Source organism: Mucilaginibacter pedocola (genome assembly GCF_002013915.1).
Classification (GTDB): domain Bacteria; phylum Bacteroidota; class Bacteroidia; order Sphingobacteriales; family Sphingobacteriaceae; genus Mucilaginibacter; species Mucilaginibacter pedocola.
The window spans coordinates 368,969-379,934 of the sequence record NZ_MBTF01000036.1; the positions used below are offsets into that span (position 1 = coordinate 368,969).

At 46.1% G+C, this 10,966-nt stretch carries 11 protein-coding genes; 6 read left to right on the forward strand and 5 right to left on the reverse strand.

The genetic code is table 11. The annotated features are described in order from the left end of the window. On the forward strand, nucleotides 1–1,062 hold the full coding sequence (locus BC343_RS26260) for a proline iminopeptidase-family hydrolase (RefSeq protein WP_078350786.1): 1,062 nt from the start codon (nucleotides 1–3) through the stop codon (nucleotides 1,060–1,062). Nucleotides 1,063–1,135: 73 nt separating this feature from the next. Here the strand turns inward: BC343_RS26260 and BC343_RS26265 are convergent, their stop codons facing one another. From BC343_RS26265 to BC343_RS26285, 5 genes are all read right to left on the reverse strand, one after another. Beyond that, complete coding sequence (locus BC343_RS26265) at nucleotides 1,136–2,152, reverse strand: Gfo/Idh/MocA family protein (protein ID WP_078350787.1); 1,017 nt, start codon at nucleotides 2,150–2,152, stop codon at nucleotides 1,136–1,138. A 135-nt stretch (nucleotides 2,153–2,287) separates the two neighbouring features. Beyond that, nucleotides 2,288–3,355, reverse strand: coding sequence for a hypothetical protein (locus BC343_RS26270; protein ID WP_078350788.1), 1,068 nt, complete (start codon nucleotides 3,353–3,355; stop codon nucleotides 2,288–2,290). 98 nt (nucleotides 3,356–3,453) lie between these two features. Continuing rightward, nucleotides 3,454–4,341: a class I SAM-dependent methyltransferase gene (locus BC343_RS26275; RefSeq protein ID WP_078350789.1), complete on the reverse strand. Its 888-nt coding sequence runs from the start codon at nucleotides 4,339–4,341 to the stop codon at nucleotides 3,454–3,456. A gap of 151 nt (nucleotides 4,342–4,492) precedes the next feature. After that, nucleotides 4,493–5,245, reverse strand: a complete 753-nt coding sequence (locus BC343_RS26280) for an ABC transporter ATP-binding protein (protein ID WP_078350790.1) — start codon at nucleotides 5,243–5,245, stop codon at nucleotides 4,493–4,495. Beyond that, nucleotides 5,242–5,973 (reverse strand): MlaE family ABC transporter permease, encoded by a 732-nt coding sequence (locus tag BC343_RS26285; protein WP_078350791.1) that lies wholly within the window; start codon nucleotides 5,971–5,973, stop codon nucleotides 5,242–5,244. Before BC343_RS26285 ends, BC343_RS26280 begins: the two co-directional genes overlap by 4 nt. 125 nt (nucleotides 5,974–6,098) lie before the next feature. On the opposite strand from BC343_RS26285, the gene BC343_RS26290 reads away from it, so the two are divergent. From BC343_RS26290 to BC343_RS26310, 5 genes are all read left to right on the forward strand, one after another. After that, nucleotides 6,099–6,803 carry an SDR family oxidoreductase gene (locus BC343_RS26290; protein WP_078350792.1) on the forward strand — a complete coding sequence of 235 codons (705 nt, stop codon included), beginning with the start codon at nucleotides 6,099–6,101 and terminating at the stop codon, nucleotides 6,801–6,803. A gap of 28 nt (nucleotides 6,804–6,831) precedes the next feature. Further along, the gene (locus BC343_RS26295) at nucleotides 6,832–7,455 is read left to right on the forward strand and encodes a PspC domain-containing protein (protein ID WP_078350793.1); all 624 of its coding nucleotides are present in this window, start codon (nucleotides 6,832–6,834) and stop codon (nucleotides 7,453–7,455) included. Between the two features lie 2 nt (nucleotides 7,456–7,457). Next, nucleotides 7,458–8,456: a LiaI-LiaF-like domain-containing protein gene (locus BC343_RS26300; protein ID WP_078350794.1), complete on the forward strand. Its 999-nt coding sequence runs from the start codon at nucleotides 7,458–7,460 to the stop codon at nucleotides 8,454–8,456. A 51-nt stretch (nucleotides 8,457–8,507) separates the two neighbouring features. Continuing rightward, on the forward strand, nucleotides 8,508–9,176 hold the full coding sequence (locus tag BC343_RS26305; RefSeq protein ID WP_078350795.1) for an RDD family protein: 669 nt from the start codon (nucleotides 8,508–8,510) through the stop codon (nucleotides 9,174–9,176). 641 nt (nucleotides 9,177–9,817) lie between these two features. Further along, entirely contained in the window at nucleotides 9,818–10,852 is a 1,035-nt protein-coding gene (locus tag BC343_RS26310; RefSeq protein ID WP_078346504.1) for an IS110 family RNA-guided transposase, read from the forward strand. Nucleotides 10,853–10,966: the final 114 nt, after the last annotated feature.

Here is a 10,966-nt window from a genome sequence, read left to right on the forward strand (position 1 = left end):
ATGAAAATTAAAAATTTTGTACTTGCTACCCTTACTTTAGCCGCTGCCTGCATCTCGGCATGCGTTAGCCCTGCCGCCAAACAATATGATGCGCCCGAACTTGGCGATTATTTTAAAGACACTACCTCGGCCATAAAAACCGGCGGCGTAGAAATGGTTACCATTAACACGCCTAAAGGTAAATTCAGGGTGTGGACCAAAAAGTTTGGCAACAGCCCTGCCATGAAACTGATGCTGCTAAACGGCGGTCCCGGCGCTACGCATGAGTACTTTGAGTGTATGGAGAGCTTCCTGCCGGCCAAAGGCATCGAACTGGTTTATTACGACCAGTTAGGTTGCGGCAATTCCGATAATCCAAAAGATACCTCGATGTGGGACCTGCCACGCTATGTAGAAGAAGTAGAACAGGTACGCCAGGCACTGCATTTAGATAAGGATAATTTTTACCTGTTGGGCCACTCCTGGGGTGGTATTTTGGCTACCGAGTATGCACTGAAATACCAGCAGCACCTAAAAGGCCTCATTATCTCTAATATGATGGTGAGCTGCCCCGATTACGGCAAGTATGCACAAGAGGTATTGGCTAAACAATTTGATCCGAAAGTACTGGCACGTATCCGCGAGATAGAGGCCAAAGGCGATTTTGCCAACCCCGAGTATATGGAGCTGCTGCAACCTAACTTTTACGAAAAACATATCCTGCGCCTGCCATCTGCCGAATGGCCCGAGCCGGTTACGCGTTCGCTGGGCAAAATGAACCAATCGTTATACGTTACCATGCAGGGGCCAAGCGAGTTTGGCATTTCCGGTAAACTGGCCAATTGGGACCGCAAAAAAGAAATTAAGGGCTTATCTGTACCCACCCTTAGCATAGGCGGCGAATACGACACCATGGACCCTAAGCACATGCAATGGATAGCCACCCAGGTACAAAACGGCAGCTACCTGTATTGTAAAAATGGCAGCCACATGAGCCTGTACGACGACCAGAAAACCTACATGCGCGGCCTAACCAAATTTATTTTAGGCGTGAATAACGGGGAGAAGAAAGTAGAGCTGTAATTTCAGTTTATTGTTTATAGATGATGGTTCATAGCAACCACCCTAAACTCAACGATAATCCGAAAGGGGAGCTTTATTGCTCCCCTTCAAACTTTAATCCCACTTGCTTCCGGGCTTCGTCTATCATCGCTATCATCCCCCGCGACATTTCGTGGGGAATGATAGGGCTTTCTAATTGCCCTGTGCGTACCAGTTCTGCAAAGTGGGCGGTTTCGTAATTGAGTCCACCCGAGGTGAAGGGTTCGTCGAGCACTACCGTGCGCCCGTCGAGGTAGCTGATGGTGGCTTTTGCCGGGTTCCACCAGTTTTTGTGGATGGTGACATGGCCAAGGGTACCACATATCAGAGCGTCACCTTTGCCATGCAGGTCGAACCCGCAATAAACTTGTGCATAACCGTGCTCGTGTTTTGATTGGAAGATGCTGAACATATCTATCCTCGTACCATCTATATTACCCATGGCTTGTATCTCTTGCGCAGCGCCCAGCCAGTCTATGGCGAAAAAGGCTTCGTATATGGCAATACCCATCAGGCTGCCGCCCGCCAGTTCGTAACTAAAGTTGGGGTGTGCCGGGTCGATATCGGCAACCGACGAACCTGCTCTTACGTAAGCGATACGCCCGATAGGATCGGTGGCCAAATACTCCTTTAGTTTTACATACAGGGGGAAGAAGGGAGGTTTCATGCCCTCCATAAATAAAACCTTCTTCTCACGGGCAAGGGCCAATACTTTATCCAGTTCGGGCAGGTTTAGCGTGGCGGGTTTCTCGCAAAGTACAGGTATGCCCGCTTCGATGGCTTGCAGGCAATAGTCGGTATGGCTGTTGGGTAGGGTGGCAATATAAACAGCATCGATGCCGCTGTTCAGCAGTTCTTTGGCATTGGTACAAGCCTTACCGCCGTACTGCGACACAAAAGCATCCACCGTCTCCGCCCTGCGCGACCATGATGCCGCAAGCACATTTCCCGGCAAAGCCTGCAATCCTTGCATAAAGCGATGTGCGATGCGGCCGCAGCCTATGATGCCCCATTTTAGGGGTGCCTGGTGAATAGAGAGTGGAGAATGGTTGATTAGGTTTGCTGCGTCCATTGTTTTTGTATCGTTGTATTAAATCAAGAACCCTCCTTTTCCGAAGAAAAGGAGGGTTCTGTTGTGTTATGCAAGAAGTGATCATGGTTAGTCGGAATATCCAACCACTCACTACTCTCTATTCACCACTCACCATTACTGGTATTGAATGTAAATAGGGTAAGGTTTGTATCGAGATAGCACTTCTTCCTGCGTAAGCATGTGGTGAGGTGCTTTTTTAATATCGTTTTTGTAGAACAATTTAAAGCCTGTGAACTGCACCGGCTCCTGGTTAATAAAGTAGCGGTAAGTGCCGGTTTTCAGGTCGGGTTCGCCCCAGCCATCCATATCCATTACTACCTGCACTTCGGGGCGCAGTTTAATGTCTTTATAGTTGGTCACCATTTTTTTAGTGAAGCGGTGAACTACCAGAATTTTTGGCGGAAGGCCATTCTTTTTAACAATGCCTGCTAAGTAATTAGATACGTAGTTGATGTCTGCTGCATCATAAGTACCTATCTTTTTACCCGGTTTGGTGCCATCTTTCATCGAGAACTCCGGGTCCATACCGAAGTGCACCTGTGGCATTTTCAGGTATTTTTCGAATAACGGTAATTCCTGCTGTATAGTGCTTAATGCTACCTGCACATCAAGAAAAACAATAGCATGCGCTTTTTTAGCCAGAACCAATACACTATCTATTTGTTTAAAAGGCATGCGGTAACGGAACTTGCCATCTTTACCGCCATCGCCCTGCGCTACTACGGCTATGTAGTGTAAAGCGGGCTGTACAGGTGTTTTAGGATCGGCTTTTTCCCATGCTTTTACCTCGCCTTTTAGTTTGGCCAGCATTTCGTTAGGCGGCAATTCGCCCAGGATGCCCATTTTTTTAGAGTACAGGTTTCCGTAGAAAGCAACTACACGTTTAAATGGCAGAATAGCACCACCCAGCGGAGTTGGTTGGTTTTTAACCGGCCAGCGGCCAGTAGTATCGCCATGTGCATTAAATTTCAACAACGAATCGTACAGCGCTTTATCGGTAGGAGGGTAGCTCGATTTTACAACGCTAAGTGTATCCGGCGCATCACCTTCAGCTTTTTTTGCCGCAGCAGTGTCAGCTTTTTTATCGGTTGTTTTTTTGCCGCCATCCGAAGTACAGCTGGCAACAAATACGGCCGTGCAAAGCACGAACAGGGCGGAGAACAATACACTTTTCAATTTCATAGATGGCGATGTGTTTGAGCGTTATACAGCTTATAGCTGCGTATTATTTAATAATTAGCTAAATATTATGCTTGTAAAGATAGGAATATGATGCGCTATCAGGACTTATTTTTGTAAAATTTCCCGAATACACCCAGTGGTAATTTAGTGCCTGCGGTAGCCTGCAGGTACAGCTCGCCTATCTCTAAATTCTCTACTTTGGGGAATGCTTTCTTGATCAGGTTCTCGATAATTACCGACGAAAAACCCAGCGAGTAGGTGTTCAATATCAGGAAATGCTCCTCGGGGTCCAATAGTTGGATAACGTCGTTCATCATCTCCTTAATGTTATCTTCCAGCTTCCATTTTTCGCCGTTAGGTCCGTTGCCATATGCGGGCGGATCTAAGATGATACCGTTATAGGTTTTACCGCGTTTTACTTCGCGTTTCACAAACTTCAGGGCATCTTCTACCATCCAGCGGATATCTTTTAAGTTCGATAATTCCTGATTCTCGTTGGCCCAGGTAACTACTTGTTTTATCGAATCTACGTGGGTAGTATCTGCACCTGCCGCCTTAGCTATTAACGATGCTCCGCCGGTGTAGGCGAACAGGTTGAGCACCCTTGGCGTTGGTGTGCTGAATTTTTTGATGTTGCTGGATATATAGTCCCAATTAACGGCCTGCTCGGGGAAAATACCCAAGTGCTTGAACGAGGTAAGCCCTAGGCGGAAGTTGATGGTAACGTCGTCATTTTTATATTCGATGTGCCAGCGGTCGGGTGTTTTCTGGTCCTTTTTTACCCAGTCGCCTGCGGTAGCCGAGCGGCCTTTAAATTTAATGTGGTGCATCTTTTGCCACTGCGCATCGCTCAGCGTTTTGCTCCACACAGCCTGTGGTTCGGGGCGTATCAATATAACATTGCCAAACCGCTCCAGCTTTTCAAAATCGCCGCAGTCTATCAGCTCGTAATCTTTCCAGTGGGTTGGTGTAAGGAGTTGGATCATTGTTCAGTTTGCAGTTTGCGGTGGGCAGTTTGCAGTTTTTTAGTTTGCAAATATAGGCATTACAAATCAATGGGAATATCAACAACTGTATACTGCAAACTGCTTATTGCGAACCGGCAACTGCTATCTGCAAACCGCCGACTGCAAACTGTTAAAGCTTCTCCTTAGCTGCTTGCATAAATTTGCTGGCGAATACAAAGTCGTTGAGCTCCTTGTTATAGGTATGGGCAATATCTTTGTTGCTGCCTTCCCACCATTTTTGGCCCTGGTGTAAAAAGATGATGTGGTCGCCAATACCCATTACGGAGTTCATATCGTGCGTAACCACTACGGTGGTCATTTGGTATTCGTTGGTGATATCGTTTATCAGGTCGTCTATCACGATGGATGTTTTGGGGTCGAGGCCCGAGTTGGGTTCATCCACAAACAAATACTTTGGCTGCATGGCAATCGCGCGGGCAATACCCACACGCTTTTTCATACCGCCCGATAACTCAGATGGGAACAGTTTATTTTTATCCTTCAGGTTCACGCGTTCGAGGCAAAAGTTGGCGCGGTCGAGTTTTTCGGCTGCCGATTGCTTGGTGAACAGGTTGAGCGGGAACATGATGTTCTGCTCCACCGTCATGGAATCGAACAGGGCCGAGTTCTGGAAGAGCATCCCTATTTGCGTGCGGATAGGCACGCGCTGGGTAAAGTCCATATCGGTAAAGTTCTCCTCCTCAAAAAAAACCTGCCCTTTGGTAGGCTCGTGCAAGCCCACAATGCATTTCAGCAAAGTAGTTTTACCCGACCCGGAGCCGCCTATAATGAGGTTGTTTTTGCCGGTTTGGAAAGTGGCGCTAATGCCCTTAAGCACATCGTTATCGCCGAATGTTTTATAGATATCCTTTATTTCTATCATAGCATTAAACGGGTAACCACCAAATCGGCAAATAATATCATCACGCAACTATAAACCACACCGCGTGTGGCCGATTGCCCTACTTCCAAAGCACCGCCAGAGGTATAAAAACCCTGGTAGGCACAAATGGATGCTATAATGAAACCAAATACAAAAGCTTTAACCAGTGCCACGCGGATAGTTAGCGGCATAAAGCCATCGCGCAGGCCCATAATATAATCGGCAGGGGTTACTTCGCCGCCAAAAAGGCAGGCTATCCAACCGCCCGTCATGCCCAAGGCTATCGAAATGATAACCAGCATAGGCACCATGGTGATACAGGCAATTATTTTGGGTGCTATAAGATAACCGGGTGCGTTTACACCCATAATTTCGAGGGCGTCTATTTGTTCGGTTACGCGCATGGTACCAATTTGCGAGGCAATGCTACTGCCCACACGGCCGGCCAAAACCAATGCCGATATGGTGGGGCTAAACTCGAGGATGGTAGAGTCGCGCGCAATTTTACCGGCAATGCTAAGCGGTACTAATGGGCTCGATAACTGGAAGGCTACCTGTATGGTAGTGGCCGCCCCAATGAATATGGATATGATGCTGATGATGCCGAGCGAGCCTATGCCCGTGGCAACCATTTCGCGCATTACTTCGGCCCAGTAAACGCTGAATTTCTCGGGCCGCCTAAAGCTTAAGCGCAGCAACAGAACGTATTTTCCTAAACTATGAAACATGGGTAAATGTAAAAACTGGTTAAAAATACATTTTTAATTTTAAGCTTTACGGCTTGTTATAATTCAATTACTTTTAATAGGAGCGCATTGCTTGCTATTTTACACAAAACATACCCTTACCTACCATGACTAACGCATTAATAACCGGCGCAACAAAAGGCATGGGCCGTGCAGTGGCCATTGCATTTGCTAAACAAGGAATAAACCTCTCAATTTGTTCGCGCAACGAGCAAGATTTATTAGATTTTAAGGCGGAAATTCTTTCCATAGCCCCCCAAATACAGGTATATACGTTAGTTGCCGACGTAAGTAAGCGCGACGACGTAAAAAAATTTGCCGAATTCACCGACAAAAACATGGGTTTCGTCGACATTTTGGTGAATAATGTGGGTATGTACAAGCATAGTTTTATACTTGATGATAGCGAAGATTCTTTCCAAAAACAGGTAGATACCAACCTCATTCCTGCCTACGAACTGTACCGTTTCTTCGGTAAACGCATGGTTTCTGTCGGTAAAGGGCATATATTCAATATATGCTCTATAGCAGCTATAAACCCCGTAGTAGAGGCAGGTGTGTATACGGTAACAAAATACGCGTTGTTAGGTCTTAATAAGGTAATGAAGCTCGAAATGCAGCCACACGGAGTAAAGGTAACCGCCATCATCCCCGGCTCGACATTAACAGACTCATGGGCAGGGATGCAGGTTGATAAAGACAGGATGGTTTTAGCTGAAGATATAGCAGCGGCCATCATCACAATTTACAACATGAGCACCGGGGCCAATGTAGACGAGCTGATAGTTACACCAAAATTTGGACAGGTATAACACACAAACTAATTAAATACTAAACACAATGGAAAAGAAACTTTATAGAAACGAACACGGCAAAATGATAGGCGGTGTTTGTATGGGCTTAGCCGATTACCTTAGCATCGACCCTACCATAGTAAGGCTGATATTTTTGGCCACTCTTATATTTGGCCACGGCACAGGCTTTATTGCTTACATTATATTGCTTTGCGTATTGCCAAAACGTAACGTATTTGTTGGCCCTAACGTAAACCCCGGTGTTGATTATACAGTGCCCCCAAGCCAGCCTTTCGGTACGCCATTTAACACTCCGTTTAATGCACCGTTCGGCCAGCCATTTGTAATGCCGAAAAAGAAAGCCTCTAATGCAGGTGTTATTTGCGGCGCGATACTGATCGTATTAGGTACCATATTTTTGGTTGACGAACTGGATATCATCCCCGACTGGGATTTCGACAGGCTTTGGCCGCTGGTAATTGTGGGTGCAGGTGCAGCTTTGCTGATAGCCGGTAAAGAAAAACGCCCATGGGAGCAAGCTAACTGGAGCGCAACAACAGTAACCGAAGAGCCTGCGGCTGACACTAATGCTACCGAAAAAAGCAGCGGCATTGACCTGAGCAAGAAAAACGACGAACCTACATCTAACGACAACCCTACAACTATATAACCATGAAAAGCAACAAAATATTACCGGGCGTTGTACTTGTACTCCTCGGAGCCTTGTTTTTACTACATAACTATAATGTTATCAATTTCCATTGGGGCAATATATTCACCCTTTGGCCGGTGTTCCTGATCATGGGAGGCGTAAACCTGGTGCTGGCCAACCGCCACGAGGCCTGGGCCACCGCGCTGAAAGTATTTGTAGTAGTAGGCTGCTTTTGCCTGCTGGTATTTGTGCCCAACAAACACCATTACTTTTGGAACCACCACAACGGCAACTGGAACTTTAGCGACCACGATTACGACCACAACGATGATAATGATGACGACGATGATAGTGACACCACTTCATCAAAAGGCGTAATAAAGGTTGAAGGCGCCAGTACCTACAACGAACCTTACAATGCGGCCGTGAAGCGGGCACGCTTAAACCTCAACGGCGCAGCATCTGAATATACCATTAAGGATACCACAGGTGAGTTATTTAATGCGGTTACTAAAGAGTTTTACACTAAGTACGACTACATACATAGCCTGGACAGTGGTGTGTTTACCGCCACTCTTAAAATGCGCGACCAAAAAGGTAAAGGGTTTCATTGGGATAGCGATAAAACCAACTCGGCAGTTATTAAACTAAACACTGCCCCCGAATGGGATATCAATGTAAGAACCGGTGCAAGTGCGCTGGAGTTCGATCTGGAGAAATTCAAAATACGCAACCTGATCATCGACGGTGGCGCCGCTTCTTTTGAAGTGAAAATGGGCCAGCCCTTAGCTACTACTAATATCGAAGTATCAACCGGCATATCGGGTGTTACCATACAGATACCTAAGGATGCGGCCTGCAGTATTGTAACCAGCTCGGGCTTGTCATCAAATGATTTTGAAGGTTTCGATGATAAGGGCAATAGCCACTACGAAACCCCCGGTTTTGCCGCTGCCAAAAACAAAATGTATATTAAGTTGAAAGGTGGCCTATCGGGCTTCGAAGTAAAAAGGTATTAATTTTTAACAGGCCGGGAGGGTGTTGGCAGCAATTGTTTAAATTTGGATGCTATGCAAACTCCCGGCCTTTCTCCATCCCAACCAAACACCGGCGCCCAATATATATTGGTAGTGGCCGGTAAACCCGAGGGCCCCTTCAGTGTAGAAGAACTCCGCGGCAGCAAAATAAAACCCGGCGATTTTGTTAAAGGCCCAGGTATGCACGATTATAAAGAGGCCCACGAAGTTGCCGAACTACGGCAGCTTTTCGGCTTTAATAAACAACCCCTCCCCCTGCAATACTTCGGCAGTTTCGATCAGCGTGCTACCGCCTCAGTTATTGATTGGTTCATTGTTTTCGGCGTTTTTGTATTGATAGCTTTTGCTGCGATGCTGGTGTTGCTGATTGCCCTCCCCGGCGAAGAGAACAAGATGACGCGGATAGGTATCAGCATCGCCATTGTATCATTCGCTATACCAGCCAGGCTTATTTACAGCGTGGTAATGGAAAGTGGCCCCAAACAGGGCACCTTCGGCAAGCAATTCCTCAAAATACGCGTTTGCGATATCTATGGCGAACGCATCAGCACCGCCAAAGCCTTAGGCCGCAATATAGCCAAGCTGCTATCGGCAGCCACCTTCTACATCGGCTACCTCATGATATTCTTCAACAAAAAACAACAAGGCCTGCACGATATGGTAGCCGAAACGTTAGTTGTTAAAGATAGGCTGGATGGGTAGGGCAGTTTGTTGTTAATATTTGCGATTTTATTTAACCGCAAAGGGCGCAAAGAAAAAACGCAAAGAACACAAAGTCTTGCAAAGTAATTAATAAGTAAAAAGGCTAAACCACAACATTGCTCTGAAATCTTTGCGCCTTGGCGGCTTTGTGTGAGATAAGCCTTTGTGTTCTTTGCGCTAATAAAGCTGCAAGTCTCTGCGCACTTTGCGGTTAATTAACTTTACGATGTAATTTAACCGCAAAGTGCGCGAAGTTTTCGCAAAGAAACGCAAAGGCCTACTTAGGTTACCCAAAGGCACAAAGCCTTAAATGTTTTCAAATTTTTGTTCTATCAGCTAACATACAAAGGGCGCAAGTTTCTAAACCTTTGCGCCCTTTGCGTTTTTTCTCTGTGTCCTCCTATGTTTGTTACCAATTAATATAGCTAATAATTTTGTATTGAGTGAAGGAGTATGAGAGCCGATTTGTGCTCAAACAACTCATGAAGTATGTTCTCGCAAAGATACGGCCTCATGCTCTTTTGCCCATTGGAGTTTGAACAGAATGTAAGGCATACTGCATAGCGGTATAGCTTGGATATCCAACCAGGAGACAAAACGAAGATGGGTTATTCACTTATTAAAATAGATATTAACAGGTGATGACAAGTGTTTTAAAGCAAGTTGCCGGCATTGATGTGGCACAAAAGGAATTAGTAGTATCGTTAGGCAGGATAGGCAGCTCCCTTGAGAAGGATATTTACGCTTGTAAATCGTTCGCCAATAAAGAATCGGGCTTTAAGGCTATGCTGGTTTGGGTAAGCAAGCATAGCGTAAACACTACCAGCGTAAGGTATGTGATGGAAGCCACCGGCGTTTACCATGAGAAGCTGGCGTACTACCTGTCCGACAACGGTTACGAGGTTAGCATAGTACTACCCAATAAGATCAGCAACCATATAAGGTCGCTGGATATCAAAACCATTACTGATAAAACTGCTTCAAGAGGCATTTGCGATTTCGGGCTTGGTACAAAACTGGAGGACTGGCAGCAACCGGAGAAGGGGTTCAAAACATTAAGGCAGTTAACCCGGGAAAGGGGGCAATTGATAGCAGAACGTACGGTGGCTAAGAACCAGCTGCACGCCGAGCAGGCAGAAGCATACCCTAACGAAAGGAGCGTAGCCAGGCTCAAAGATCGTATCGGGCTGTTCAACAGCCAGGAAAAAGAAGTTAAAGAAGAGATCGATGCCCTGATAAAGCAAGATGCCGAATTGACTAAAAGAGTACGTACTATTACATCTATCCCCGGCGTAGGGTGGCTTACGGCAGTTACCATCCTTGCAGAAACGAATGGCTTCAACCTGATCCGCAATAAAAGGCAACTGGTAGGGTATAGCGGGTTGGATGTAAAAGTTAAAGACTCGGGCACTTCGGTAAAAAGTAAGCCTCGTATATCCAAACGAGGGAACCGTTATTTACGGAAGGCAATGTATATGCCTGCATTAGCCGCTATACGTAGCGACAAGCATTTCAAAGCAGTGTTTGTGAGGTTAGTATCTAAACATGGAATTAAAATGAAAGCGGCGGTAGCGGTGCAGAGGAAGTTATTAGAACTGGTTTACACCCTTTGGAAAACAGGCGAGAGGTACGACAGCCGCTACCTGCAAGTACAAAGCGAGGAAGCAACCTCATAAAATAGTTAGGGTGGTTAAAGCTAAAGCCAACCACCCTAAACAGGCTGGCATAAAGCCGCCTTAGACAACAAAAGTAAAAAATCATTTGGTAATCAACACAGAATCTTTGCGGTT

Coding starts and splice junctions, on each gene's coding strand:
- BC343_RS26260 (WP_078350786.1), top strand. CDS start 1: ATGAAAATTAAAAATTTTGTACTTGCTACCCTTACTTTAGCCGCTGCC.
- BC343_RS26265 (WP_078350787.1), bottom strand. CDS start 2,152: ATGGACGCAGCAAACCTAATCAACCATTCTCCACTCTCTATTCACCAG.
- BC343_RS26270 (WP_078350788.1), bottom strand. CDS start 3,355: ATGAAATTGAAAAGTGTATTGTTCTCCGCCCTGTTCGTGCTTTGCACG.
- BC343_RS26275 (WP_078350789.1), bottom strand. CDS start 4,341: ATGATCCAACTCCTTACACCAACCCACTGGAAAGATTACGAGCTGATA.
- BC343_RS26280 (WP_078350790.1), bottom strand. CDS start 5,245: ATGATAGAAATAAAGGATATCTATAAAACATTCGGCGATAACGATGTG.
- BC343_RS26285 (WP_078350791.1), bottom strand. CDS start 5,973: ATGTTTCATAGTTTAGGAAAATACGTTCTGTTGCTGCGCTTAAGCTTT.
- BC343_RS26290 (WP_078350792.1), top strand. CDS start 6,099: ATGACTAACGCATTAATAACCGGCGCAACAAAAGGCATGGGCCGTGCA.
- BC343_RS26295 (WP_078350793.1), top strand. CDS start 6,832: ATGGAAAAGAAACTTTATAGAAACGAACACGGCAAAATGATAGGCGGT.
- BC343_RS26300 (WP_078350794.1), top strand. CDS start 7,458: ATGAAAAGCAACAAAATATTACCGGGCGTTGTACTTGTACTCCTCGGA.
- BC343_RS26305 (WP_078350795.1), top strand. CDS start 8,508: ATGCAAACTCCCGGCCTTTCTCCATCCCAACCAAACACCGGCGCCCAA.
- BC343_RS26310 (WP_078346504.1), top strand. CDS start 9,818: ATGACAAGTGTTTTAAAGCAAGTTGCCGGCATTGATGTGGCACAAAAG.